Below are 25,619 nucleotides of genomic sequence, written 5' to 3'. Positions count from 1 at the left end.
TCCGATTTGTCAAGAATTGCTGGACGACAGCGACCGGAGCAGCACCGACGCCACGTCCACGACCTCGACGTCGTCCGGAGCGGCGCCCGCGGCCTTCTTGCCGGTCACGCCGTCGCCGAGCATCGTCAGGCAGAACGGGCAGGACACGGCGACCGTCTTCGCACCGGTCGACAGCGCCTCCTCGACGCGCTCGACGTTGATGCGCTTGCCGATCCGCTCCTCCATCCACATGCGCGCCCCACCGGCGCCGCAGCAGAACGAGCGCTCCGCGAAGCGGTCCATCTCGACCAGGCCCGCGTCGTCCTGGGAGGACGCCACCGCGCCGAGCACCTCGCGCGGCGGGGCGAAGACGCGGTTGTGCCGGCCCAGGTAGCACGGGTCGTGGTAGGTGATGGCGCCGTCGACCGGCTGCACCGGGGTGAGCTTGCCGGCCGAGACCAGCTGTGCGAGCAGCTGCGTGTGGTGTATGACCTCGAAGTGGCCGCCGAGCTGGCCGTACTCGTTGGCGAGGGTGTTGAAGCAGTGCGGGCAGGTCGCGACGATCTTCTTGACGCCGGCCTCGTTGAGCGTCTCGACGTTCTGCTGCGCGAGCATCTGGAAGACGAACTCGTTGCCGATGCGGCGGGCCGGGTCGCCGGTGCAGGTCTCGCCCTGGCCGAGGATCGCGAACGACACGCCCGCCTCGTTGAGCAGGGTGGCGACGGCGCGGGTCGTCTTCTTCGCGCGGTCCTCGAAGGCGCCGGCGCAGCCGACCCAGAACAGGTACTCGAAGTCGCCGCCGTCGGCCACGTTCGGCACCGTGAAGTCCAGGCCCTTGGTCCAGTCCTCACGGGTCGACTGGGCGGCGCCCCACGGGTTGCCCTTGTTCTCGAGGTTGCGCAGCATCACGCCGGCCTCGGTCGGGAAGTTGGACTCGATGAGCACCTGGTAGCGGCGCATGTCCACGATGTGGTCGACGTGCTCGATGTCGACCGGGCACTGCTCGACGCAGGCGCCGCAGGTGGTGCACGACCACAGCACGTCGGGGTCGATGACGCCGTTCTCGTCGACGCCGCCGATCAGCGGCCGGTCCTTCTCCGCGAGGGCGAGGACGTCGACCTTGGCCAGCGCCTCCTCGGCCGCCGACGGGCCGCCCGCCAGCAGGTAGGGCGCCTTCGCGTAGGCGTGGTCGCGCAGGCTCAGGATCAGCAGCTTCGGCGAGAGCGGCTTGCCGGTGTTCCAGGCCGGGCACTGCGACTGGCACCGCCCGCACTCGGTGCAGGTGGAGAAGTCGAGGATGCCCTTCCACGTGAACTGCTCGACCTGCGCGACGCCGAACTGGTCCTTCTCCGGGTCGGCCTCCTCGAAGTCGAGCGGCTTGCCCTCGCTCATCATCGGCCGCAGGCCGCCGAGACCGGAGCCGGCGCGGCCCGGGTCGCGCTTGAAGTAGATGTTGAAGAACGCCAGGAAGCGGTGCCATGCGACGCCCATCGTGATGTTGCTGGCGATCACGATGACCCACGTCATCGAGACGACGATCTTCAGCATGGCGATGAGGCTGACGGCGGCGGCGCTGGCGGGCAGCACCGCGCCGAGCGCGTGGCTGACCGGCGCGGCCCACACGGGCCACTCGAGGGTGTCGTTGGCGGCCTTGAACCCACGGATGAAGAAGCCGCAGAGCAGGACGGCGAGGATCGTGTACTCGACGTAGTACGCCTGCCACATCGTCGAGCCGGTGAAGCGGGAGCGGCGGTTGGGGTTGCCCGGCAGGTTGCGCAGGCGGATGCCCATCAGGACCAGGATGCCGATGAAGCCGAGCACGCCGATCCACTCGGTGACCAGGCCGTAGACGTTCCAGGCGCCGATCACCGGCAGGCCATGGTCCGGGACGGCGACCTCGAAGTAGGCCTCCAGTACCAGCGACGACAGCGCCAGGAATGCGATCATGACGAACCAGTGCGCGGCGCCGACCACGGTCCAGCGCAGCATCCTGGTGTGCCCGAGCGTCTCCGTGAGCATCGTCTTGAGGCGCAGGCCGCGCGGGCCGCTCCGGGACGGGTCGGGTTGACCCAGTCGCACCACGGAGAGCATCCGGCGTACGGTGCGCACCACGAGTGCGATGGCCACGACGGTGATCACCGCCGCGACACTGGTCGCGATGATCTGCACTGGGCCCATGCCGATGCCTCCAACGCCGCTGGTCCTTCAGGAGACCTTAGCCCCCCTGGTTACTCATGAGTAACGTGAAGTTTGTCGCAGCAAACGTATGACACGGGGACGGAAGGCCCACAGGCGACGCCGCAAGTTGTGACGGAATAGCGCCAAATGCCCCCTCGGCACGCGAACGCATCGAGGGGGCTGTGACGGAGCAGCGGTTAGATCAGCGCCACTTGGACAGGACGCCGAGCGAGGCCACGAGGAACCCGAACCCGATCGCCAGGTTCCAGTACTGCAGCTTGGCCACGGCGGAGAACGCTTCCACGTCGAAGAAGCCCTGCGTCAGGTAGTAGGTCACCAGCCACCCGATGCCGATCACGATGAGACTCACCGCGAGGATCGGCACCCAGACGGGACTCGGACGGCGCTTGGCGGCCACCGTCTCCTGTGGGCGCAACTCCGCCGGCGGCGTGTACACCTTCTTCTTACGAACTGTCGACTTCGGCACGGCGCTCTCCTGGAGGGGTCGTCTGGCCAACACTATCCACGTGACGCCGCCACCTCCGCCAGCGTCGGCCTGAATAATGTTCTACGTCTAGCGTAGTCAAGTCGGCACGCGCGCGGGGGGAGGGGTCGTGGTGGAGTACACATCAGGCGATTCCTCCTGGGCTCGCGCCCTGCGCAGGCTCGGTCGCGCTATGCTGCCGCACCCCCGCGGGGGACAGCGTTTCGGCTGGTCAGCGGCGACCCCGCTGGTGTTCGCGGCGGCCGGGCTGCTCTTCTCGTTGACGGCGGCGACCGCGGGCGGCACGGATCTGCGCGACGACCGGCGCCCCGAGCTGACCAACCTGATCGCTGGAAGAAAACAGGAAATCGCCACGGCCCGCGCCCGGGCCGCCCGGCTGCGCGGCGAGATCGAGGCGCAGCAGCAGAGCCAGGAGGGCGCGGACGGCGCCGTCGGCGAGCAGCGCCGCCGCGGCGAGAGCGAGCTGGCCGGCGCCGGGCTGACCGCGCTGCACGGCCCCGGGCTCGTGGTCGTGCTCGACGACGCGCCCAGAAGGCCCGACGGCAGCCGCCCGGCTGGTGCCCGTCCGGACGATCTCGTGGTCCACCAGCAGGACGTACAGGCCGTGGTCAACGCGTTGTGGGCCGGTGGCGCCGAGGCGATGACGCTCATGGGAGTCCGGGTCATCTCCACGAGCGCGGTACGCTGCGTGGGCAACACGCTGCTGCTCGATGGTCAGGTGTATTCACCACCGTTCGAGATCGCCGCGATCGGTGACCAGGTGCGCCTCCAGCGCTCGCTCGACGACACGGAGGGAGTTGCGCTGTTCAGGAACGCCGCGGACAACTTCGGCCTGGGCTACCAGGTGCGGATGGAGGCAGACGTGCAGGCGAAGGCCTACGACGGCTCCACCGCGCTGCGGTCGGCGACGACCGGGTCCTGACCATGAGCGGGCGCAGCGGAGCAAGGAGCCGCGAACGATGAACACAGTTCGGCTCCGGCCGGCACCGGGAGCGGCGGCATGAACGACTCGCACCGACCCCGACACCGCGCCCTGGATCAGGACGACATCGCGACCCGGATGATCCCCCGCATCCGGGACGACCGCCCGCCCTTGCAGAGCCCCGAGACGCCCGAGGCCGCCACGGCGGGACCGGCGGACGCCACGGCCTACATCCCGAAGTTCACCGAGCACGGCGCGGCGCCAGGAGGGGCCGACGCCACCACGGTGCTGCCGAAGCTCCCCTCGGTGCCAGAAACAACCCCGAAAGCCACCCCCCAGGATGAACCGGACGCGACTTCCGAGCCTGACACCGAAAAGGGTGTCAAGGTCGTGCCGTTGCGGCCGGTCCGCACCCAGGAGGGTTATCGCAGCGTGTACTCCGAATACACCAGGACCACCTTCGGCACGGTCGTGCGGGCGGTCAGCCGCGGCACCGGCGAGCTGCTGATCACGTTCGGCCTCATCGTGCTGCTCTTCGCCGGCTACGAGGTCTGGGGCAAGTCGGCCATCGTCGAGGCGCACCAGGACGAGCTCAACCGCCAGCTGGAGCAGCAGTGGGCGCACCCGGAGCCCGACCCGACCGTGTCGCCGTCCGGGCCGCCCGCACCGGTCGCCAAGCCCGCCAACGGGGCGGTGATCGCCTCCGTCCACATCCCGCGGCTGAAGAAGAAGTGGGCCGTCGTGCAGGGCGTGACCGCCGCCGACATCCGCTACGCGCCGGGGCACTACCCGGACACGGCGCTGCCGGGCCAGATCGGCAACTTCTCGATGGCCGGGCACCGCACGCCGGCGATCTGGTGGGACCTCGACCAGCTCAAGCCCGGCGATCCGGTGGTCATCAAGACCGCGGAGACCTGGTATGTCTACCGCGTGTCCGGCCACGAGATCGTGCTGCCGACGGCGGTCCAGGTCGTCGCGCCGGTGCCGAACAAGCCCGGGGTGGCGCCGACCGAGGCGCTGCTGACGATGACGACGTGCAACCCGAAGTTCAACAACTACCAGCGGCTCGTCGTGCACGCGAAGCTCGACCGGTCCCAGCCCGTCTCCACCGGCGACCCGGCCGAGCTGAAGGGATAGCCGCGTGTACGGATGGATCTGGCGGCACATTCCCTTCAAGCAATGGCAGCTCAAGTCGCTGGTCTCGGTGATCCTGATCGGTGCGCTCGGGGCGCTGCTGTGGTACAAGGTCTTCCCGGCGGTCGAGCCGATCCTGCCGTTCGACGACGTCCAGGTCGAGACCACCGACCCGGCCGGCGGACAATTGCAGGAGCCGGGCACGGAGCCGTCGACCCGGCCGTCGACACAGTCGTCGACGCAGCCTTCCAAGCAGCCGTCGAAGCTGCCCACGAAGACGCCGTCAGCCCCGCAGGTCCTACCGAGCTAGGTGAGCCGCTTGCGCATCCTGGTCGTCGACAACTACGACTCGTTCGTGTTCAACCTGGTCCAGTACCTGGGCCAGCTCGGCGTCGAGTGCGACGTGCGCCGCAACGACGAGATCTCGGTGGAGGAGATCGGCGCGGCGAGACCGGCCGGCATCCTGCTCTCCCCCGGGCCGGGCACGCCGGAGCGGGCCGGGATCTGCATGTCGGTCATCCATGAATACGCGGGCAAGATCCCGATCTTCGGCGTCTGCCTCGGGCACCAGGCGTTCGGCGCGGCCTTCGGCGCCACCGTGACCCGCGCGCCCGAACTGCTGCACGGGAAGACCTCTCTGGTCACCCACGGCGGCCAGGGCGTCCTCAAGGGGCTGCCGGACCCGTTCATCGCGACCCGCTACCACTCGCTCGCCGTGGTGGAGTCGACGCTGCCGCCGGAGATCGAGGTGACCGGCCGCACGGAGTCGGGCGTGGTCATGGCGATGCGCCACCGCGAGCTGCCGATCGAGGGCGTGCAGTTCCACCCCGAGTCGGTGCTCACCCAGGGCGGCCACCAGATGCTGGCGAACTGGCTGGCCGCCTGCGGCCTCCCCGCCGCGCTGGAGCGGGCCCCCGAGCTCGTCGCCGAGGTGGAAGCCCGCCGGATCGCCGCGTTCGCGTAGGCGCACATCCCGCGCCGAGGGGGCAAAGCCAGCGCCGAAGCTGTGCATAACCCTGTGGATAACTGCCGTGTTATCCACAGGGTACGTACGGTGATGGGTGAAAAACCGGGTGAACCGGGCCTAATTGCCGGGTGAGGCGGTGACGCTCGGCTTCGGTGAGCTGGACTGGTTGCCGCCCGCCAGCACCCCGATCTTCAGGGTGATCACCTCTGTCTTCATCAGCACCCTGCCGGCCGGCTGTGACGCGCTGACGACCAGGCCGTCCTTCGTCGGGTCGATCACCTGCGTCTCCGACGTCTTCGGATCCGCCGAGAAGCCGGCCGTCTCGAGCAGCGCCTGCGCCTGCGCGAGGGTCTTGTTCGCGACGTCGGGCATGACCGCCTGGTTGTTCTTCGAGACGTAGATCGTGACCGTGGAGCCGACCTTCACCGATGAGCCGGCCGGCGGGTCGGACCCGATGACCTCATCCTTCGGCTGGTAACCGTCCTTCAGGACCACATTGGACTTCAGGTTGAGGTTGGTCAGCTGCTGCTCGGCGTCCTTCTGGGTGGACCGGATCAGCGTCGGGATGATGGCCATCGAGGGCGCGCCACAGAGGACGTAGTCGATCTGGGCGCCGACCTTGACCTGCTGGTCCTTCGCCGGGTTCTGCTGGATGACGGTGTTTTGCTTACAGTTCTCGTTGGGGCCGGTGCGCCCGTCGCCCTCCAGCTTCGCCTGGCGCAGCGCGTCGCGCGCCTCCTGCTCGCTCTTGCCGACGATGTCGGGCACCGTCACCGTCGGCTCCTGGTTGGCCAGGTAGAGCCCGATCGACAGCGCGGCGACCGCGAGCAGGCTCAGCACCGTGAGCGCGACCGCGATGCCGGTGGAGTTCTTCCGCTTCTGCCGCTGCGCGGCGCGGGCGGGCTGGCGCGAGGCGGGCGGCGAGGGCCGGTAGGCGGTCTGCGCCGCCATCACGGTCTGCATCTCGTCCTCGGTCATCACCGGCGGCGCCGACACGGGCCGGCCGGCGGCCGCGCGCATGACGTCGGCGCGCATCTCGCCGGCGCTCTGGTAGCGGTTGAGCGGGTTCTTGGCCAGGGCCTTGAGCACGACCGCGTCGATCTCGGGGGTCACGTCACGGTTGCTGCTGCTCGGCGGCCGCGGGTCTTCCCGGACGTGCTGATACGCCACCGACACCGGGTTGTCCCCGACGAACGGCGGATGACCGCACAGCAGCTCGAAGAGCACGCAGCCAGACGCATAGACGTCGCTGCGGGCGTCGACGGGCTCGCCGCGGGCCTGCTCCGGCGACAGGTACTGCGCGGTGCCGATGACCGCGGAGGTCTGCGTCATCGTCGTGGCGCCGCTGGCCAGTGCCCGCGCGATGCCGAAGTCCATCACCTTGACCTGGCCGGTCTGGGTGAGCATCACGTTGCCGGGCTTGATGTCCCGGTGGATGATGCCGTGCCGGTGGCTGAACTCCAGCGCCGCGCAGATGTCGGCCGTGATCTCCAGGGCCCGCCTCGGCATGAGCCGCCCCTCGGCCGCGAGCACCTCTTTGAGGGTGCGGCCGTTGACGAACTCCATGACGATGTAGGGCAGCTCCTCGCCCGCCGGTCCCCGCTCCTCGCCGGTGTCATACACGGCGACGATCGCGGGGTGGTTGAGCGAGGCCGCATTCTGCGCCTCACGGCGGAACCTCAGTTGGAAGGTCGCGTCGCGGGCCAGGTCGGTGCGCAGGGTCTTGATCGCGACATCGCGGCCAAGACGCAGGTCACGGCCGCGATGGACCTCGGCCATGCCGCCATAGCCAAGCAGCTCCCCGACCTGGTATCGGCCGCCGAGGAGGCGAGGCTGGGCGGTCATGTCGTGTCGTCCTTCGGTCATCGACTCTTACCTTGCCACGTCTTGCGACGAGAACCCATTCCGATCCAGCCCGTCGGGACGCTCCGGCCCGCCGGGACGCACCCGTCCGGCGGGACGGATCACCCTGTCTTGACGCACAGGCCGCCGACGTTTGTCTCGCCGGGCGGGCAGGACGGCTTGTTGCCGCCAGCCGGCTGCGAGGAGTTGCCGGCGCTCGGCGACTCGTCCGCACCATCGTTGTCGTCCGACGGCTCAGCGGTCGGCAGCTTGCCGCCGCCCTCCTGGTAGAACACCTCGATGTCGCCCACGGGCACGGCGTCGCCGCACGGCTCGACCTTCAGGACCTGGCCCGGGACCGGCTTCTTGCCGTCCATCGGGGTCTCCTTGACCTTGAAGCCCTGCTGCCGTAGCTGCCGGACCACAGTCTGCCGCGACTGCAACCTGTTCCAGTCGCACGGGATCTTTACCGTCTTGCCGGTCGGCTTCGCGCTGGTCGGCGCCGGCGTGGCCGCCGCCGTGGTGCCCTGGGCGCCGGGCTCTTCCTTCGTGTCGTTGCCGCTCATCGCGTACCAGATGCCACCGGCGCCCAGCAGCAGCACCAGCACCGCGGCGGCCACACCGAGCAGCACCATCGTGTTGCGGTTGCCGCCCGGCCGGTTGTTGGACGGCGGGGTCGGCTGGTAACCGCCGGTGGGCGGGTAGTTGCCGGCGTCGCCGGGGAAGTAGGCGGTCTCGTTGCTGGGCGGCGGCGGGACGCCCGCCGCACCGCGGGCGGCATGCCCACCGGCCACCGCGGCGAGACCCGGCGGCGGCGGGACCGCGGCACCGGGCATGATCCGCGTGCCGCCGGCACCGGACGTGGGCGCGCCACCGGAGACTGGCGTGCCGAACGCACCCGACATCGGGCCGCCGGAGACCGGAGGGCCGGAGACGGGGGTGTACGCGACGGGCGACCCGGGCGGTCCGACCGGCGACCCGGGCGGGCCGAGCGGCGCCGCCATCGGGATGCCGGGGCCCGCGGAGGTGCCGCCACCGGCGCCGGAGACCCGGCGGGCGGCCTGCGCGAGCGCGGCGGCGCTGGGCCAGCGGGCCGACGGGTCCTTGGCCATCGCGCGCTCGACGAGCTGCGCGATCGGCGGCGGGATGTCGGCGGGCAACGGCGGCGGCATGTCCCGGACGTGCCGCATCGCGATCTGCAGCGGGTTGTCGCCCTCGAAGGGGCGCTGCCCGGACAGGCACTGGTAGGCGACCACGCCGAGGGCGTACACGTCCGACAGCGGGGTGGCCTGCGCGCCCGAGGCCTGCTCCGGCGAGATGTAGGAGGCGGTGCCGAGCACCGAGCCGGCGGCGGTGAGCTGCGCGACGGCGGCGGAGCGGGCGATGCCGAAGTCGGTCAGGACCAGCGTGCCGTTGGGCCGCACGAGCAGGTTGCCGGGCTTCACGTCACGGTGGACGATGCCCTTCTCGTGCGCGGCGTGCAGCGCGTCGGCGGCCTGGGCGACGAGCGCCATGGCGCGGGCCGGGGTGAGCCGGCCGACACGGGACAGCGTGCGGGAGAGGGCGTCGCCCTCCACGTACTCCATGATCAGGAAGGCGGTGCCGCCTTCGCTGCCGTAGTCGTAGATGTCCACCACGCCGGGGTGGTTGATGGTGGCCATCGTGCGCGCCTCGCCGCGGAAGCGCTCGGCGAAGCCGGCCTCCTCCAGCAGCGCGGGCAGCAGCACCTTGATGGCGACCGTGCGGCCGAGCACCTCGTCGGTGCCACGCCACACGTCACCCATCCCACCGCCGGCGATGCGCTCGTCCAGGCGGTAGCGCCCACCCAGCGTGGTGCCGGCGCTCAACATGTCGCGCACCTCATTATTTGATGCCCTTTTCGTCCGCGTATGCCTTCATGACCAGGCCGGCGATGCGAGCCGCCTCCGCGCTGCCGCCCTTGCCAGCGTTCTCGAGGAAGACCGCGACCGAGATGATCGGCTTGCCGTCCTTCATTGCGAAGCCGATGAACCAGCCGTGGTCACCGGCATCGTCACCGTCCTCCGCCGTTCCGGTCTTACCGCCGACCTGCAAGCCGGGGATGTTGGCGTTGCGGCCCGTGCCGTCACGGGAGGTGACGACACTGAACATCATCTGCTGCAGCGAAGCTGCCACGTCGCCGCTGATCGGGCGGCCCAGCTCCTTCGGGTCGGTCCGGTCGGCGTTGGACAGGTCGGCGTTCTGCAGACGGTCGACGATGTAGGGCCGCATCTCGCGACCCCCGTTGGCGACCGTCGACGCAATCATGGCGCCTTGCAGCGGAGACATCTTCACTTCCCGCTGTCCGATGCTCGACTGAGCCACGGCCGGCGGGTCGACGCGGTTGTCGTCGCCTGCGGTCATCGGGCCGGTGTGGCTGGCCGCGACGTTGCAGTAGTTCTTGTCCTGGTCCTCGATGAAGCGCGGCTGGGTCTCGAAGCCGAACGCCTGCGCCATCGCCTTGAGCCTCTCCGCGCCGAGCCGCTCGACGCCCATGCGGGCGAAGACCGTGTTGCACGACACGGTCAGCGCCTGCTTCAGCGTGATCTGGTCGGGGCAGATGCCCTCGTGGGCGTTCTTGATGCGGAACGTCGACGTCTGCGGCGGCTGGTAGAACTCGCCGCCCGGCACGACCGAGTCGGGCGTCAGCGACGAGTCCGCGGACAGCGCCGCCGCCGAAGTGATGATCTTGAAGGTCGACCCGGGCGGGTAGATCTCCTGCACCGCCCGGTTGAGCATCGGCTTGGTCGGGTCGGTGTCCAGCTTCTTGTAGTTGGCGCTGGCGGCGTTGATGTCGTGGGTGCTCAGCAGGTTGGGGTCGTAGCTGGGCAGCGACACCTCGGCGAGGATCGCGCCGGTGGTCGGGTCCATCGCCACGACCGCGCCGCTCTTCACGCCCTTCTTGTTGTTGCCGAGCTGGGTGTACGCGGCCTCCTGCGTCGCCTGCGACAGCGTCAGCAGCACGTTGCCGCCGGCCGGGTCCTTGCCCGTGAACAGCGCGGCGAACCGGTCGGCGGCCTGCTTGTCGGAGGTGCCGACCAGGAAGTCGTTGTTGAGCTTCTCCAGGTTGGTCGCGCCGAGGTTGACCGGCTTGAAGCCGACGACGTGCGCGTACTTGTCCTTGAGCGGATACGTGCGGAGGAACTTCAGCGTGTCGCCGGTCTGCTGCGAGTCGGCGATCGCGATGCCCTGCGCGTTGATGATCTTGCCGCGGGCGCGCTCGTACTCGCTGGCCTGGACCCGTCCGTTGCGCGGGTGCGTCCGGTAGTCGTCGGCCTTGACCACCTGGCGGTAGTTCAGATTCACGAACAGCATCGCGAACAGCACCAGCGCCACGACGCCGACCCGGCGAAGTGGGGCGTTCATCGCACGACCTCCGTGGGAAGCTCTTGGATCTGGACCGGCGCGCCGCCTCCACCACCGGTGGACACCCCGCCCAGCCCGATCGACGGCGCACCGCCGGCCGGGCGTCGCGACGCGTCAGAGATGCGCAGCAGCAGACCGATCAGCAGCCAGTTGGCCACCAGCGATGAGCCACCCGCCGAGAGGAACGGCGTGGTCTGGCCCGTCAGCGGGATGAGCTGGCTGATGCCACCCACAATGACGAACACCTGCAACCCCAGCGTGAACGCGAGGCCACCGGCGAACAGCTTGCCGAAGGAGTCCCGCACGTTGATCGCGGCGCGCAGGCCCCGCTCGACCAGCAGCAGGTAGACCACGAGCAGGGCGGTCAGGCCGAAGAGCCCGATCTCCTCGCCCATGCCGGAGAAGATGAAGTCGGTGCGCACCTCGGGCACCTTGAGCGGCTGGCCCGCGCCGGGGCCGGCCCCGGTCAGGCCGCCGGTGCCGAGGCCGAGCAGCGACTGGACCAGCTGGTAGCCCTTCCTGTCCGCGTCGGCGAACGGGTCGAGCCAGGTGGTCGCGCGCTCGGAGAAGTTGAGGAACGGCCCGCCGACGGTCTTGCCGAGGAAGTACGCGAGGAATGCGCCGCCCAGGAAGAAGCCCAGGCCGATGATGAGCCAGCTGACCCGGACCGTCGCGATGTAGAGCGTCACGACGAACATGCCGAAGTACATGAGCGAGGTGCCGAGGTCCTTCTCGAAGATGAGGACCATCAGCGACAGCAGCCAGACCAGCACGACCGGGCCCAGGTCGCGACCGCGGGGGAAGTCGATGCCGAGGATGCGCTTGCTCGCCATCGACAGCACCTCGCGCTTGCGCACCAGGTAGTAGGCGAAGAAGACCAGCAGGAAGATCTTGGCGAACTCACCGGGCTGGATCGAGAAGCCCGGGAACTTGATCCACAGCTTGGCGCCGTTGATCGAGGAGAACCGCGCCGGCAGCACGGCCGGGATCAGCACCAGCACGATGCCGGTGAGCCCCAGCGTGTACGCGTAGCGCGACAGCGACCTGTGGTCCCGCACGATCACCATCAGGACGACCGCGCCGACCACGGCCGCGGCGGTCCACCCGAGCTGGCGGAAGCCGTCCCCGCCGAAGACGCTCAGGTCGGCCCGCTCGGGGGCCTTGGTGAGGGCCAGGTCGAGCCGGCGCAGGAAGGCGACGCCGAGGCCGTTGATCAACGCGACCGCCGGCAGGATCACCGGGTCGGCGTACGGCGCCAGGAAGCGGATCGCCACGTGGGCGACCGCGAAGATGATCGCGAGGATCGCGGTCTGCACCCAGAAGTCCGGGGTGACCTCGCCGATCGCGTTGCCCTCGACGACCGCCGCGTAGATGACCAGGATCGCGGCGACGAACAGCAGCAACCCCAGCTCGACGTTGCGTCGGGTGCGCGGCCGTGGCGCACCGGCCCCGCCACCCGGGTCCGAGGGTGGCGGAGAAGGGATGGCTGTTGCGGTCACAGCAGAATTCCTCTTGGCCTCGCGGTCAGGGTCATCGTCGGATCAGCAGCTGGCGGACGGGATCGGGGTCTCGGACGCCATCGGCGGCTCGGTGGTCGCCACTGCCGTGGTCGGCGCCGGCGACGCGGCACCCGTGCCGGCCGAGACGCTGGCGGTCACGCCGGGCACGACCGCGCCGGTCGCACTGGCGGACGCGTCGGTGGTCGGCTCGCCGCTCGGGCACGGCTGCTTCCGCGACGGGTTCTCGGGGTCGGTCAGCGCCGCGAGCTTATCCTTGGCCTGGTCCAGGTTGTCGACCTGGATGCCCTGCTTGACAGTGCCCTGGGCGGCCGGCGTCAGGTCGTCGAGCTTGAGGTCGCTCTGCTCATAGACCTCGGACAGGTCGATCCAAGCGATCTTGCCCGGGACGCCCTTGAAGATCGCGACGGTGCCGTCGTCGGTCGCGCCCACGTAGTAGCGCGACTGGGTGACGCTCCATCCGTACCAGAGACCGCCGCCGAGCAGGCCCAGCAGCACCACCAGCAGGACGACGGTGCGCACCGGATGGCGCTTCGGGCGGCCGGCGTCGTCACGGGCGGTCGCCGCGGCGCGGGCCCGCGCCTCCTCGTCGGATTCCGGCACCGGCGGGCGCGGCGCGGCGAGCGCGGCGCCCCGGGCCGAGGACATCGACTGGTCGGCGGACGTGGCCATGCCGCGGTCCTGGGCGGCCGCACCCCCGACGATCGGCCGCTCCTCGACGATGTCCTCGTCGGTGACGTCGGCGACGATCACGGTGATGTTGTCGGGGCCGCCACCGCGCAGCGCGAGCTCGATGAGCCGGCCGGCGCACTGGTTGGGGTCGACGTATTCGCGCAGCGTCGACTCGATCGTCTCGGCGCTGACCACGCCGGAGAGCCCGTCGCTGCACAGCAGGTAGCGGTCGCCCGTCTTGACCTGGCGCACCGAGTACTCGGGGTCGGCGTCGCGCCCGTCGAGGGCGCGCGTCAGCAGCGAGCGCTGGGGATGGCTGTTGGCCTCCTCCAGGCTGATCCGGCCCTCGTCGACGAGCATCTGGACGTACGTGTCGTCCTTGGTCACCTGGGCGAACTCCCCGTCACGCACGATGTACGCGCGGGAGTCGCCGATGTGGACCATGCCCATCTTGCTGCCGGAGAACAGCATGGCGGTGAGGGTGGTGCCCATGCCTTCCATGGCCGGGTTTTCCTCGACGGCGTCGCGGATCTGCTGGTTGGCCAGGTCGACGGCGCCGCGAAGCGTGTCGATCATGGCGTTGCCGGGCACATCCTCGTCGAGCGGCGCCATGGTGGCGATGACGATGTTGCTGGCGACGTCACCGGCGGCCATGCCGCCCATTCCGTCGGCAACGGCGAGCAGCCGCGGTCCGGCGTAGACGGAGTCCTGGTTCCCACTCCGAATCAGACCGCGGTCACTGCGGGCCGCGTAGCGCAAGGTGAGGGTCATGGCCGTAACTCGAGAGAAGTGCGGCCGATGCGAATCGGCACGCCGAGGGGGACGGGGGTAGGAGCGCCGACCTTGGTCTTGTCGAGGTAGGTGCCGTTGGTCGAGCCGAGATCCTCGAGGTACCACTGGCCGGCGCGGGGCACGAGGCGGGCGTGCTTCGCCGAGGCGTAGTCATCGGTGATCACCAGCGTCGAATCCTCGGCGCGGCCGATTGTGATCGGTGCCTCACCGAGTGTGATCCGGGTGCCCGCCAGCGAACCGGCGGTGACGAAGAGCTGGTGGGCGGTCTTGCCGCGCTTCACCTTCGCCGGACGGCCAGGAGCCGTCGCCGCACCAACCCCCCGGGGTGCGGCGACGATCCGGCTCGTTCGAGAGCCCGCGAACAGGTCGCGCCGGATCACTCCCACCACCGTGAACACGAAGATCCACAGCAGCACGAGCAACCCGTAGCGGGCGACCGTAATGACAAATTCCATCTACGACCTATCAGGGGCTCGGAGGCCCGGTCGAGCAGGTGCACTCATGCAGATCCGCCTAACGTCGACCACGTGGTGCAGGAACTTCAGCCATCCACGCGGTAGGTGAGCGTGGTCGTGCCGAGCTGGATCATGTCACCGGGATTCAACGCGACCGCGGAGACGCGTTGACCGTTGACCATCGTGCCGTTCGTCGAGCCGAGATCGGTGAGCACCACCTGCGCACCGTCGAAGTCGAGTCGCGCGTGACGACGCGAGATGCCGACATCTGGCAGCCGCATGTTGGCCTGATCGCCCCGGCCGATCACGGTCGAGCCGATCGACAGAGGGTAGCTTCGCCCGTCGCCGGACACCAGTCGTACGTTGCGGGCCGGCCCACCGGGGCCGGGACCATAGCCACCGCCCTGGTTGTAACCGCCATACGGGTCGGGCGCGGCCTGCGGCGCGACCTCGCCGCCGGTGTAGACCTCGGCCGTCACCCGGAACATGCCGGTGTCGAGGCCGTCACCCCGCTCGATCTCGACGATGACGTCGCCGTAGACCGTCCACCCCTGCTCGCCGATGAACTCCGCCTGCGACTGGGCGAGCTCCTGGGCGAGCGCGGCGGCGTACGGCGCCAGCCGGCTGTGGTCATAGGGCGACAGATCGATCACATAGCGATTCGGCACGAGCGTGCGCCCGCCAGCCAGAATCGCCTTGTGGGCTTCCGCCTCCCGTTGCATGGCGTTGAGGATCTCCACGGGGTGGACGACCCCCTTGAAGACCTTTGCGAAGGCCCCCTCGACCAGGCCCTCTAGGCGCTTCTCGAAGCGCTGCAGCACACTCACCGGTTCCTCCTCGGGTTCCGAGGTCATGATGGTATCCGGACGTCGCACGCCCGGTTGCATCCTCACCGGCTAGCCCGTGCTACTCTTCCGTGGCGCCCAGGGCAGCCTAGTACTAACCCGGTGAAATCGCCGAGTTGGCACACGCTACGCTGGGGGCACGCCAGGGGAAGTGGCGGAATGGCAGACGCGCACGGTTCAGGTCCGTGTGCCCGAAAGGGCGTGGGGGTTCAACTCCCCCCTTCCCCACGAGACGATGAGCGCACTCCACTCGCGGAGTGCGCTCATTTTTCGTCTCGTCATTCCTCGCGCGAGGCTGTCGCCTCGCTCCCCATTGGGGGAGCTTCGCTCCACCCACGCCCCCTCAGAAGCGTCGGTGGTTGCTGTTCGGGCGTCGGTGGTCGGTCTGGTCGTCGCGCTCTACGTCTGCGCTTTGGCTGATGTACTGGTCAAATTTGTGACTCTGGGTAGGGGGTATGCTCGGCCGGTCCTGCTGGAGTGGCAAGGAGTTCTGCTCGTGAGCGTCGTCATCGTCACCGGTTCGGCCGGGTTGATCGGGTCCGAGGCTGTCCGGCACTTCGCCTCGTTGGGGCTGGATGTCGTGGGCATCGACAACGACATGCGGAAGCAGTTCTTCGGGGCCGAGGCCTCCACCGCGTGGAATGTCGTCCAGCTGACGAGCGACCTCGGGGACTCCTACACGCACCACGACGTGGACATCCGGGACCGGGACGCGCTCGCTCGGATCTTCAAGCGCTACGGCAAGGACGTGGCGCTGGTGGTGCACACGGCGGCGCAGCCGAGCCATGACTGGGCGGTGCGGGACCCGTTCACGGACTTCGACGTGAACGCCGGCGGGACGCTGAACATGCTGCAGAACGTGCGGGAGCACTGCATCGAGGCGCCGTTCATCCACTGTTCGACCAACAAGGTGTATGGGGACCGGCCCAACAGCCTGCCGCTGGTCGAGCAGGAGACGCGCTGGGAGATCGAGGCGGGCCACCCGTACGCGAACGGCATCAAGGAGGACATGTCGATCGACGCCTGTCTGCATTCCGTCTTCGGGGCCTCCAAGGTCGCCGCCGACGTGATGGTGCAGGAGTACGGGCGCTACTTCGACATGAAGACCGCGTGCTTCCGGGGTGGGACGCTGACCGGGCCGGCGCACTCGGCGACCGAGCTGCACGGCTTCCTCGGGTATGTGATGCGGTGCGCGATGGAGCGCCGCACGTACAAGATCTTCGGGTACAAGGGCAAGATGGTCCGCGACGCGATCCACTCGCACGACGTGGTCGCCGCGTTCGAGGCCTTCTTCCGGGCGCCGCGCAGCGCCGCGGTCTACAACCTCGGTGGCGGGCGGCACTCCAACACCTCGCACCTGGAGGTGTTCGCGCTCGCGCAGCGGATCACCGGCAACGAGATGGTCACCGAATACCACGACGCCAACCGGGTCGGCGACCACCAGTGGTGGATCGGGTCCAACGAGCGCTTCCAGCTGGACTACCCGGACTGGAAGCAGGTGTACGACGTGCCGATGATCTGCCAGGAGATCTACGAGGCCAACGTCGGCAAGTGGACCCCGGCGGCCTGACTTGATCGACCAGGGCAAGCGAAACGTTCTCGGCGTGCAGGTCAGCGCCGTCGACTACGACAGCGCCGTCGAGAAGGTCATGAGCGCCGCCCGGGAGGGCCGGCCGCTCGCGGTGACGGCGCTCGCCGTGCACGGCGTGATGACCGGCGTGCAGGACAAGGCGCACGGTGCCAGGCTCAACGCGTTCGACCTCGTGACGCCCGACGGGCAGCCGGTGCGCTGGGCGCTCAACCTGCTGCACCGGGCGCGGCTCGCCGACCGGGTCTACGGCCCGGAGCTCACGCTGCGGGTCCTGCGGGCCAGCGCGGAGCAGGGCCTGCCGGTGTACCTGTACGGCTCGACCGAGCAGACGCTCGAACTGCTGGTCAGCAAGCTGCACGAGCGGTTCCCGGCGCTCAGGATCGCCGGCATGGAGGCGTCGAAGTTCCGCTCGGCGCAGCCGGGTGAGCCCGAGCAGATCGCGGCGCGGATCAAGGCGTCCGGCGCACGCGTGGTGATGGTCGGCCTCGGCTGCCCCCGCCAGGAGATCTTCGTCTACGGCATGCGCCACCTGGTGGACGCGCCGATGCTGGCGGTGGGCGCGGCGTTCGACTATCACGCCGGTGGGCTGAAGAACCCGCCCGCGTGGATGCAGAAGTACGCCCTGGAGTGGCTGTGGCGGCTCGGCCTGGAGCCCAAGCGGCTCTGGCGCCGCTACGTGCTGCTCAACCCGGCCTACCTGGCCCGGCTCGGCGCGCAGAAGACCCGCCTGTGGCGGGCCACGCCGCCGGCGCCTGCCACGGAGCCGCTGAACACGTTCGCGGTCTGAGCCCGGCCGGAAGCTCAGCCGAAGGCTTGGCCTGACGCCCGCCGCGCGCGACGCCTGACGCCCGCCGCGCGCGACGCCTGACGCACGGCCGGAAGTCCGGTCTGAAGCACGGCTGGAAGCACAGCGTGACGCCGGTCCCCGCGGGACCGGCGTCAGTGTCGTCTGTGCTCAGCGACCGGTGATCGCGTCGACCTTGACGGCCCGGCGCTTGAACGTGCCGCGCTTCTCCAGCGCGCGCTCGGCCGGCACCAGCATGAGCGCCAGCGGCGCCGCGATGTACCAGCGGTCGAGCAGCACGTAGGCGACGATGTTCATGACGACGCCGAACGCGTAGAGGCCGATCAGCCAGTCGACGCGCTTCTCGCCGATCCCGCGCTTGTGGTAGGCGTCCAGCACGCCGAATGCACCGATGCTGAGGGCCAGGAGGCCGCCGCCACTCATCAATGCGAACATCAGATCAGACACGTCACTCACCCTTGCCTCCCCCGTTCCCACCAGCGAACCCGCCCAAAGCTAAGCGGACATTTCAAGATCGACCATCAACTTTGCGACACCGCCCCAGGACGAACGTAGCCCGCCAATCGGACATTCAGCCGATATCACTGATCTTGCTCTTCAGCAGTGTGCGAGTGTCGTCGTCGCAGGCGGCGCCCGCGACGCCGGCCAGGAAGGCGTCCCTCGCACTGAGACCGAGATCGGCAGCGACGCGGTGCTCTTGAGCCAGATCGGTGTTGAACATCGCCGGGTCGTCGGTGTTGACCGTGCAGGGCACTCCTGCCGCCAGGAGTGCCGGCAGCGGGTGCGCCGCGAGCGACGGCACCGACCGGGTACGCACGTTCGAGGTCGGGCAGACGTCCAGCACCAGACCTCGATCGACGATCTCAGCCAGTACACCGGCATCCTCGACGGCACGGATGCCGTGCCGCAGCCGGTCGGGTGCGAGGGTCAGGATCTCGCGGACCGACTCCGCGCCGGCCGACTCGCCGGCGTGCGGCACGACCGCCAGTCCGCCGTCGCGGGCCAGCTCGAACGCCTTCGCATAGGGCGCCGCGGGACCCGCCTGCTCGTTGCCGCCGAGCCCGAGGCCGACGATGCCCCGGTCCGCGTAGCGCACACTCCACCGGGCGACGTCCTCCGCCACGTCGACCGGCATGCCGCGGTAGAGGTCCGGGGTCAGCCGGACGATCACGCCGTGCCGCTCCTGCGCCTCGACGATGCCGTCGGTGTACCCCTCGTACAGGTCCTCCCAGGCCACACCGCGCTGGGCCCGCTCCCCCGGAGAGAAGATCGCCTCCAGGTACACCGCACCGTGTGACGCCGCCACGCCGGCGTAGTCGACCACGATCTGGCGGAAGTCGTCCGCGGTGCGCAGGCAGTTCGTGGTGAGGATCCAGACCTCGACGAACTTCTTGAAGTCGGTGAACTCGTAGAGCCCCAGCACGCCCTCGACGGTGTCGACCGGCAGCGGCAGGTCGTTGCGCCGGGCGATCTCCAGCAGCGTCGCGGGCGGGATCGCCCCTTCGAGGTGCACGTGCAGCTCGATCTTGGGATAGCTCATGGGTTCAACTTATCGACGGGCCCGGCGCGCTCGCGCGCACCGGAGCCCGTCCGACCTCCCCAGGTCGAGCCTCCCCTGCTTTCTACGGCATGGGATTCGACCTGTCGACCGGCGAGCACGGCGAATCACTTCAAGCCACGGGCCTCTTGCGAGTAGATGAGCTCCAGGATCGAGCGGGCCGCCTCGAACCAGCGGTCCAGCCACTCCTGCTGCGGCATCGTGCCCTTCGGCGGCAGCTCCAGCAGGAGCCCCCGCAGCAGCGGGTGGTCGGCCATCGACTGGCTGGGGCCGTCCAGCCAGGAGTCCTGCAGCACGCCGCCGCGGCCGAACATCGGCTCGGTCAGCGGGCTGAGGTCCGCCACCAGGGACGACTCGGGCAGCTTCGGCGGCGTCAGCGACGCGGCGATCGGTGAGTTGTCCAGCGGCAGTGACGCACGATCCAACGGCGATGAGGCACGGTCCAGCGGCGACGAGCCACGGTCCAGCGGCGAGCCGTTGCGCGGCGACAGTTCGTCGATCGGCCCGTCGCCGATGACGTCCCGGCGGCCGCCCGGGCGGTAGCTACCGAGCTGCCCGGAGAAACGGTCGTCGGTCTTCGCCGATCCGTTGCCGAAGTTGTCGGGGCCATTGTTCATCGGATACAAGCCTTATCTGACTCGGGTGTTCGGAGCTGGCGTGAAGTTCCTGAGCGCTCATCGAATACAACGATGACCGGCCCGGTCCGCAACGGCGATACCACCGTCGCGGGCCGGGCCGGTCGATTTTGACCTGGCGTTTCACCTACGCGAGATCGAATTCGCCGTCCTTCGTCCCCCCGACGAAGGCCAGCCACTCCTCAGGGGTGAACAGCAGCACCGCGCCGGCCTTGTCCTTCGAGTCCCGCAGCGCGACGGCCCCGCCGACGAACGCCACCTCGACGCAGTTGTCCGAGTACGGACCGCTGCGAGTGCTCTTGCGCCAGCTGGCACCTTGAAGGTTCACGCTGAAGCCCTTGGCCTCAATCTCCACTACAACTCCTTTGCCAGCTTCACGATCATTGACATCGACTCGTCCGGACGGAGTGCGTTCGCGCGCAAGTAGTCAAAGATGAATCCGTAGCGCTGCAGCTCGTCGTCCTTCTCGAGAAAGAGGCCGCCGGCCGCGTTCGAGGCGAACACGAAGTTTTGCCCAGCGGACTCGTCGTACAGCAACATCGTGAATGTCCCGTCCATCCCGGCATGGGCACCGGCGGAGAAGGGCAGGACCTGGAGGGTCACGTTCGGCCATCCCGCCGCCGTGCTCAGGTGCTCGAGCTGACGGCGCATGACCGCTCTTCCGCCGACCGGGCGGCGCAGCACGGCCTCGTCCAGCACCACCCAGAGATCTATCGGGTCATCCTGGGTGACCAACGATTGGCGGCTCATTCGGACACGCACGCGTTTCTCGATCTCCGTGACACTGATGTCCGGACGGGCCGCGTGGATCATGGCCTGTGCGTATTCCTCGGTCTGCAGCAGGCCGGGGACGACGAGCGCCTCATATGAACGAATGTGGTCGGCGGCCGCCTCGAGGCCTACGTAAGCTCCGGTGAGCACGTCACCGTAGAGCTGCCACCAACCCTTCTGCCGTGCCTCCCTGGCGATCTTCAGCAACTGCTCGGCGTATTGCGGCTCGACACCATAGATGTCCAGCATGTCCCTTACGTCGCGCGGGGTGACACCGGTCTGTCCCGTTTCGATCCGCGAGATCTTGGACCCGGAACATTCCAGCCTCTCGGCGACATGATCAATGGTGACGTGTGCCGCCTCACGGAGACGGCGCAACTCCATGCCGAGTTGCCTGCGTCGCAGCGTCGGGCTGCCTCGTCGACTTGCCACGCTTGTACCTCCGCGCCGGACCACGGAATTTCCGATGCCTACAGATCAGCGCAACCTCACGAAGGTCCGCAACCCGGTCCGGCACGACATTTTCGTCACCTCGCGGGGGTCCCGCCACTCGGGAGCGGCACCCTCATGCGTGAGATGGAAATTTCTCACTGCAAGTTGCATTGATCATCGCCCTGGTGCAATCTGTGGGTGTGGCGGCGGTCACGGTCTGTTCATCTTCGCGCCAACGAGACACAAGACGACCACGGCACCACTGCGGACGCAGCGACAAACGATCGACCCCATCGGCGGTTACGGGATGCCCGTGACCGATCTCCCCCTGCCGACGGATGACAGGAGCCCTACCTGTGTTACCGAAGACCGGTGACGTGCTGCGCGTGACCAAGGCCGCAAGCGTGCAGTTCGTGCAGCCGATGCTGTTCCGGGTGATCCGGGTGCACGACTGGCAGACCTATGACGGGTGGGCGTGGCTGGACGGCTACCAGCTCAACGGCACCGGGGACGCCGTCGAGCGCCGGTCCATCTTCGTGCAGCTCCAAGGCCTGCAGCCGGGCTTCGTCACCCGTCCTGCCGCCCGGACCGCGAGCCGGGTGCCAGTGTCCGCATCCGCGTAGCAGGCGATCGCGAAGAGCTGGCTCCTAACTGGGCGCAGCTGACGGGGACCCGCTCGACGGCGCCTTCGACGGCTCGGTCGCCACGTAGAGGGTGATGGTCTCGCCCGGCGCGACGATCTCGCCCGCGCCCGGGTCCGTCCCCGCGACCTCGCCGGGCTCCACTGAGGCGTCGGCACGGCGGACGACCTTCACCTCGAGCCCGAGCTGCTGCAGCTTGATCGTCGCCTGGGCGAGGCTGTTGCCCTTCAGCGTCGGGATCGTGACGCTGGTCGGCTGGGCCGCGGTGGTCCCGGTGGGCGCCGCCGACGTCGGGGCGGCGGTCGCCGGCTGCGGTGTCGGCGACGGCACGACTGTACTGCCGGCCTCTGTCGGCACCGGCAGCTGGCCGGAGGGTGCGTTCTCGCCGTCCGCGGTGGCCTGATAGATGAGGTACAGGCCGTAGCTCAACGCGCCGACGAGGACCAGCGCGACGACGCCGATGATCACCGGGGTGAACCAGGAGCGTCCCTGGTACGGGTCCTCCTCGATCCACTCCTCCGGCGCGGCTGCCGGGCGGAGCGACGGGTCACCCGGCTGGGGGACGTTGGCGCGGCCAGACCACCGCGGTGGCTCGTCGCCGCCGAGTGGGCCGCCGATCCTGGTGGCGCCGCTGTCGTCGGGCCGCAGCGGCGACGTGCCGTCCCCGATCCTGGTCGCGTCGGGGTCCTGGCCGGCCGGGCCGATCCTGGTCGCGTCGGGGTCCGCCGCTTCGGGCCGCGTCGGGTCCGGTCCTGGCCGTGGCGGTCGATCGAACGGGGCGGTGTCGTCCGGCTCGTCTGGCATGGGTATCAGTTCACCACCTTGTCCGACAAATCGCCTGTCAGTGGACAGGTTGCCCACCTCAGGTCCACCCTGCGCGACGGCCGCCTGCACGGCCTGACGTTCCGTTGACATCGACTCGCCCGGGTGGACGGCTGGGCGTACGCTGCGCGGCATGGCCGCACGTAGCTGGGCAACCTCAATATTCACCGCGATCGGTGTCGCGGCGGGCGCCGGTGCCGCGCAGCTCGGTCTTGGCTACGGCCTGGGCATCATCTCCTGGCAGCCGACCGGCAACAGCGCGACCATCTGGGTCAGCAGCCTGGCCTGGGTGGCCTGGCTCGCGGCGTCCTCGACGGTCATCGGCGCGCTGTGCGCCGACCGGCTCAGCCCCGCCGACACCCCGGTCGCGGGCAACGCCTCGACCCCCGGGGCACACGCTCTGACCGCCGCCTGGCGGATCGTGATCGCGCTGTCCGCCGCGGTCGGCGCCCTCATCGTCGTGCCGCTGGTCGCCGTGCCGTCGCGCACGCCCCGCCCCGACAACGTCGCGCCCTACTTCACCGCCGGCGGCTATGCGATCGCCGGCATCATCGTCGGCCTGCTGATCGCGGTCGGTGCCCTGGCCGCCCGCGCGATCGCGGCCAACGTCATCGCCTCCTCGGCCTGGGTGTGGATCCTCGCGGTCGTCGCGGTCGTCGACGTGGTCCGCGCCGACGGCAACCTCGCCACCGCCGCCCAGCTCGGCACCTGGCAGTTCACCGACGTCACCTGGATCCACAACATGGTGAACCTGCCGGGCGCGCTCCTCATGCTCTTCATCGCGCTGGTCATCGGCGCCCTCGCCGCGTGGCCCGCCAGCCGCCGCGGCGACAACCGCGTGGGCGTCGCGGTCTCCGGCGCGGCCGGCCCGCTCCTGATCGCTCTCGCCTACTTCCTCGCCGCTCCCGCCGTCGGCGAGCGCGACCCGCAGCTGTCGGCGTTCGTCATCGCCCCGTATGCGGTCCTCGCCGGCCTCGCGGGCTCCGTCATCGTCTCGGCCATCGGCCCCCGCGGCTCCCGTGCCCAGGCCCGCGCCGCCCGCCAGGCCGCCGCCGCGGAGCGCGAGGCCCGAGCCGCCTCCGACATCGCCGACTGGACCCAGGCCCTGGCCGACGCCGACGCCGCGGAAGTTCGCCGCCGCGCCGACAAGGGCGAGCCCCAGGACGCCGACGACCCCTGGTCCGCCGCCCCTGACCGCACCCCCGAGCCGGTCACGATCGGCGCGACCGGCAAGTCTCCGGCCGCCGCCAAGCCCCCGGCGTCCACGGGCAACGCCGCCGTCACCAAGTCCACGGCCACCAAGGCCGCCGATCTGGACTCGGCCAAGGACCTCGAGTCCGACGCCTACGCCCCGTCCCGCGCCTACGGCGGCGAGTCCTCGGGCCGTACCTATGCCTCCGAGTCCGCCAACCGCGCGTACGCCGAGGACACCGTCAGCGACGACCCCGACCCCGCGCCGAAGAAGCCGGCCCCGGCGCGCGGCTCCGTCGAACCCTTGTGGCCGACCGACACCGCACCCTCGACCCCGGAGCCCGCCAAGCCCGCCCCGGGCCGCCCCCGAGGCCGCGGCCGCGGCAAGTCCGCCGAGTAGCCGCAACGGTCCGGCCCCACCGCCGCCTCGGCCTCCGCTCAGCGCCCCTGAGCGGAGCGTGCGAAACGGCGGGGTGGGTCAGATGGGCCAGGTGTGGACGGGCTCGTTGGCGTGCAGGCCGACGCTGTAGCGCTGGAGCATGGCGCGAAGCGCGGCATAGCGGTCGAGGTGGTGCCTGGACTGCAGGTCGTTGACGGTCTCGGTCTGCCAGGCGGCGCCGTTGCGGCCGGTGCGGCAGCGGCCCTCGATCACGCCGAGCAGGCGGTCGCGGGTGGCCGGGCGGACGCCGAAGCGGTCCAGGCCCGCCGAGGCCAGCGGCAGCAGCTCGTCCAGGACCAGCTCGGCGACCTGCACCTCGCCGCGGTCGGGCCACCAGAGACGGGCGTCGAGGCCTTCGCGGGCGGCGGTGTGGAAGTTCTCCTCGGCGGCAGAGAACGTCATCTGGGTCCAGATCGGGCGGTCCTGCTGGACGAGCTCGCCGACCAGTCCGAAGTAGAACGCGGCGTTGGCGACCTGGTCGACGACGGTGGGGCCGGCGGGCAGGACGCGGTTCTCGACGCGCAGGTGCGGGCGGCCGTTCATGACGTCGTAGACCGGCCGGTTCCAGCGGTAGATCGTGCCGTTGTGCAGGCGCAGCTCGCCCAGGTGAGGCACGCCGCCGGCCTCGAGGACGGCGACGGGGTCCTCGTCGTCGGTGATGGGCAGCAGCGGCGGGAAGTAGCGGACGTTCTCCTCGAACAGGTCGAAGATCGACGTGATCCAGCGCTCGCCGAACCAGACCCGCGGCCGCACGCCCTGGGCCTTCAGCTCTTCTGGACGGGTGTCGGTGGCCTGCTCGAACAGCGCGATACGGGTCTCCGCCCAGAGGCGCTTGCCGAAGAGGTACGGCGAGTTGGCGCCGACCGCGACCTGAATGCCGGCGATCGCCTGGGACGCGTTCCAGTGCATGGCGAAGTCTTCGGGGGCGACCTGCAGGTGAAACTGGACGCTGGTGCACGCGGACTCGGCGGCGATCGAGTCCGACTCCGCCTCCAGCCGCTCCTGCCCGCGGATGTCCAGGGCGATGTCCTCGCCGCGCGCGTTGATGATCTGCTCGTTGAGCAGCTGGTAGCGCGGGTTGTTGGACAGGTTGGCCAGCACCGTGTGCTCGGGGCGCAGGGTCGGCAGGATCCCGATGAGCACCAGCTGGGCGTCCGACTTGCGGGCACGCTCGTCGGCGTGGACGAGGCTGGCGAGGACCTCCCGCTCGTACACGTCGAGGCCGTCGCCCTCGATGACCCTGGGCGCCACGTTGATCTCGAGGTTGAACTGGCCGAGCTCCGTCTGGAACGACGGATCCGCCAGGTCGGCGAGCACCTCGGCGTTGCGCATGGCGGGCTGCGCCTCGGGATCGATGAGGTTGAGCTCGATCTCGAGCCCTGTCATCGGCCGGTCTGAATCGAACCGGAAGTCGTTGAGCATGAGTGCGAAGACATCAAGACATCGGCGGACCTTATACCGATATCGGGCACGGTCTTCCCGCGTGAACGCACCCCGTATGACGTCTTGCCCCATTCGTTCCCCAAATCCCCGGCCGGCCCC

General features: G+C 69.5%; 24 protein-coding genes and 1 tRNA gene. 9 read left to right on the top strand and 16 right to left on the bottom strand.

The annotated features are described in order from the left end of the window. Window positions 1-9 precede the first annotated feature (9 nt). Entirely contained in the window at window positions 10-2,157 is a 2,148-nt protein-coding gene (locus tag ACFY3L_RS32320; RefSeq protein WP_389332493.1) for a (Fe-S)-binding protein, read from the bottom strand. A 202-nt stretch (window positions 2,158-2,359) separates the two neighbouring features. After that, window positions 2,360-2,644 (bottom strand): cell division protein CrgA, encoded by a 285-nt coding sequence (locus tag ACFY3L_RS32315; protein ID WP_360568745.1) that lies wholly within the window; start codon window positions 2,642-2,644, stop codon window positions 2,360-2,362. Window positions 2,645-2,774: 130 nt separating this feature from the next. On the opposite strand from ACFY3L_RS32315, the gene ACFY3L_RS32310 reads away from it, so the two are divergent. The 4 genes from ACFY3L_RS32310 (at window position 2,775) to ACFY3L_RS32295 (ending at window position 5,682) form a co-directional block, all read left to right on the top strand. Beyond that, window positions 2,775-3,584: a DUF881 domain-containing protein gene (locus ACFY3L_RS32310; protein WP_389332490.1), complete on the top strand. Its 810-nt coding sequence runs from the start codon at window positions 2,775-2,777 to the stop codon at window positions 3,582-3,584. Window positions 3,585-3,662: 78 nt separating this feature from the next. Continuing rightward, on the top strand, window positions 3,663-4,721 hold the full coding sequence (locus ACFY3L_RS32305) for a class E sortase (RefSeq protein ID WP_389332487.1): 1,059 nt from the start codon (window positions 3,663-3,665) through the stop codon (window positions 4,719-4,721). Window positions 4,722-4,725: 4 nt separating this feature from the next. Beyond that, window positions 4,726-5,028, top strand: a complete 303-nt coding sequence (locus ACFY3L_RS32300) for a hypothetical protein (RefSeq protein ID WP_389332484.1) — start codon at window positions 4,726-4,728, stop codon at window positions 5,026-5,028. 9 nt (window positions 5,029-5,037) lie between these two features. Next, the gene (locus ACFY3L_RS32295; protein WP_389332481.1) at window positions 5,038-5,682 is read left to right on the top strand and encodes an aminodeoxychorismate/anthranilate synthase component II; all 645 of its coding nucleotides are present in this window, start codon (window positions 5,038-5,040) and stop codon (window positions 5,680-5,682) included. Between the two features lie 120 nt (window positions 5,683-5,802). Here the strand turns inward: ACFY3L_RS32295 and pknB are convergent, their stop codons facing one another. The 7 genes from pknB to ACFY3L_RS32260 all read right to left on the bottom strand — a co-directional run bounded on the left by pknB (window position 5,803) and on the right by ACFY3L_RS32260 (window position 15,201). Further along, window positions 5,803-7,530, bottom strand: a complete 1,728-nt coding sequence (gene pknB / locus ACFY3L_RS32290) for a Stk1 family PASTA domain-containing Ser/Thr kinase (RefSeq protein WP_389332573.1) — start codon at window positions 7,528-7,530, stop codon at window positions 5,803-5,805. Between the two features lie 119 nt (window positions 7,531-7,649). Further along, window positions 7,650-9,377, bottom strand: a complete 1,728-nt coding sequence (locus tag ACFY3L_RS32285; protein WP_389332570.1) for a serine/threonine-protein kinase — start codon at window positions 9,375-9,377, stop codon at window positions 7,650-7,652. 13 nt (window positions 9,378-9,390) lie between these two features. Continuing rightward, entirely contained in the window at window positions 9,391-10,911 is a 1,521-nt protein-coding gene (locus ACFY3L_RS32280) for a peptidoglycan D,D-transpeptidase FtsI family protein (protein ID WP_389332478.1), read from the bottom strand. Continuing rightward, window positions 10,908-12,410, bottom strand: coding sequence for an FtsW/RodA/SpoVE family cell cycle protein (locus tag ACFY3L_RS32275; protein WP_389332475.1), 1,503 nt, complete (start codon window positions 12,408-12,410; stop codon window positions 10,908-10,910). Before ACFY3L_RS32275 ends, ACFY3L_RS32280 begins: the two co-directional genes overlap by 4 nt. A gap of 42 nt (window positions 12,411-12,452) precedes the next feature. Continuing rightward, the gene (locus tag ACFY3L_RS32270; RefSeq protein WP_389332472.1) at window positions 12,453-13,871 is read right to left on the bottom strand and encodes a BofC C-terminal domain-containing protein; all 1,419 of its coding nucleotides are present in this window, start codon (window positions 13,869-13,871) and stop codon (window positions 12,453-12,455) included. Beyond that, on the bottom strand, window positions 13,868-14,347 hold the full coding sequence (locus tag ACFY3L_RS32265) for an FHA domain-containing protein (RefSeq protein ID WP_327007183.1): 480 nt from the start codon (window positions 14,345-14,347) through the stop codon (window positions 13,868-13,870). Before ACFY3L_RS32265 ends, ACFY3L_RS32270 begins: the two co-directional genes overlap by 4 nt. An 86-nt stretch (window positions 14,348-14,433) precedes the next feature. After that, the gene (locus ACFY3L_RS32260) at window positions 14,434-15,201 is read right to left on the bottom strand and encodes an FhaA domain-containing protein (protein WP_389332469.1); all 768 of its coding nucleotides are present in this window, start codon (window positions 15,199-15,201) and stop codon (window positions 14,434-14,436) included. A gap of 136 nt (window positions 15,202-15,337) precedes the next feature. Between ACFY3L_RS32260 and ACFY3L_RS32255 the strand changes: the two genes are divergently transcribed. From ACFY3L_RS32255 to ACFY3L_RS32245, 3 genes are all read left to right on the top strand, one after another. Continuing rightward, a tRNA-Leu gene (locus ACFY3L_RS32255) sits at window positions 15,338-15,420 on the top strand. A 268-nt stretch (window positions 15,421-15,688) separates the two neighbouring features. Next, on the top strand, window positions 15,689-16,762 hold the full coding sequence (locus tag ACFY3L_RS32250; protein ID WP_389332466.1) for an NAD-dependent epimerase/dehydratase family protein: 1,074 nt from the start codon (window positions 15,689-15,691) through the stop codon (window positions 16,760-16,762). A gap of 1 nt (window position 16,763) precedes the next feature. Beyond that, on the top strand, window positions 16,764-17,570 hold the full coding sequence (locus tag ACFY3L_RS32245; protein WP_389332463.1) for a WecB/TagA/CpsF family glycosyltransferase: 807 nt from the start codon (window positions 16,764-16,766) through the stop codon (window positions 17,568-17,570). A gap of 168 nt (window positions 17,571-17,738) precedes the next feature. Here the strand turns inward: ACFY3L_RS32245 and ACFY3L_RS32240 are convergent, their stop codons facing one another. The 5 genes from ACFY3L_RS32240 to ACFY3L_RS32220 form a co-directional block, all read right to left on the bottom strand. Continuing rightward, window positions 17,739-18,035 (bottom strand): hypothetical protein, encoded by a 297-nt coding sequence (locus ACFY3L_RS32240; RefSeq protein ID WP_363393498.1) that lies wholly within the window; start codon window positions 18,033-18,035, stop codon window positions 17,739-17,741. 124 nt (window positions 18,036-18,159) lie between these two features. After that, on the bottom strand, window positions 18,160-19,128 hold the full coding sequence (gene add / locus ACFY3L_RS32235) for an adenosine deaminase (protein ID WP_389332460.1): 969 nt from the start codon (window positions 19,126-19,128) through the stop codon (window positions 18,160-18,162). 125 nt (window positions 19,129-19,253) lie between these two features. Further along, on the bottom strand, window positions 19,254-19,763 hold the full coding sequence (locus tag ACFY3L_RS32230; protein ID WP_389332457.1) for a hypothetical protein: 510 nt from the start codon (window positions 19,761-19,763) through the stop codon (window positions 19,254-19,256). A gap of 145 nt (window positions 19,764-19,908) precedes the next feature. Beyond that, window positions 19,909-20,136 carry a DUF397 domain-containing protein gene (locus tag ACFY3L_RS32225; protein WP_389332454.1) on the bottom strand — a complete coding sequence of 76 codons (228 nt, stop codon included), beginning with the start codon at window positions 20,134-20,136 and terminating at the stop codon, window positions 19,909-19,911. Further along, complete coding sequence (locus ACFY3L_RS32220; protein ID WP_389332451.1) at window positions 20,136-20,936, bottom strand: helix-turn-helix domain-containing protein; 801 nt, start codon at window positions 20,934-20,936, stop codon at window positions 20,136-20,138. The genes ACFY3L_RS32225 and ACFY3L_RS32220 overlap by 1 nt, the downstream gene beginning before the upstream one ends. A 404-nt stretch (window positions 20,937-21,340) precedes the next feature. On the opposite strand from ACFY3L_RS32220, the gene ACFY3L_RS32215 reads away from it, so the two are divergent. Continuing rightward, window positions 21,341-21,607 carry a hypothetical protein gene (locus ACFY3L_RS32215; protein WP_389332448.1) on the top strand — a complete coding sequence of 89 codons (267 nt, stop codon included), beginning with the start codon at window positions 21,341-21,343 and terminating at the stop codon, window positions 21,605-21,607. A gap of 24 nt (window positions 21,608-21,631) precedes the next feature. Here ACFY3L_RS32215 and ACFY3L_RS32210 read toward each other — a convergent pair whose 3' ends face one another. Next, window positions 21,632-22,429 (bottom strand): PASTA domain-containing protein, encoded by a 798-nt coding sequence (locus ACFY3L_RS32210; protein ID WP_389332445.1) that lies wholly within the window; start codon window positions 22,427-22,429, stop codon window positions 21,632-21,634. Between the two features lie 151 nt (window positions 22,430-22,580). On the opposite strand from ACFY3L_RS32210, the gene ACFY3L_RS32205 reads away from it, so the two are divergent. Then, a complete protein-coding gene (locus ACFY3L_RS32205) occupies window positions 22,581-24,038 on the top strand; it encodes a hypothetical protein (RefSeq protein ID WP_389332442.1) in 1,458 nt (485 codons plus the stop codon). Between the two features lie 78 nt (window positions 24,039-24,116). Here ACFY3L_RS32205 and ACFY3L_RS32200 read toward each other — a convergent pair whose 3' ends face one another. Continuing rightward, on the bottom strand, window positions 24,117-25,592 hold the full coding sequence (locus ACFY3L_RS32200) for a glutamate--cysteine ligase (RefSeq protein ID WP_389332439.1): 1,476 nt from the start codon (window positions 25,590-25,592) through the stop codon (window positions 24,117-24,119). Window positions 25,593-25,619 lie beyond the last annotated feature (27 nt).

It is taken from the genome of Dactylosporangium sp. NPDC000521 (assembly GCF_042898305.1).
In the GTDB taxonomy this organism is placed as follows: domain Bacteria; phylum Actinomycetota; class Actinomycetes; order Mycobacteriales; family Micromonosporaceae; genus Dactylosporangium.
The sequence above is the reverse complement of the archived record's forward strand: the minus strand, read 5'-3'. Positions and strand labels throughout refer to the sequence as shown.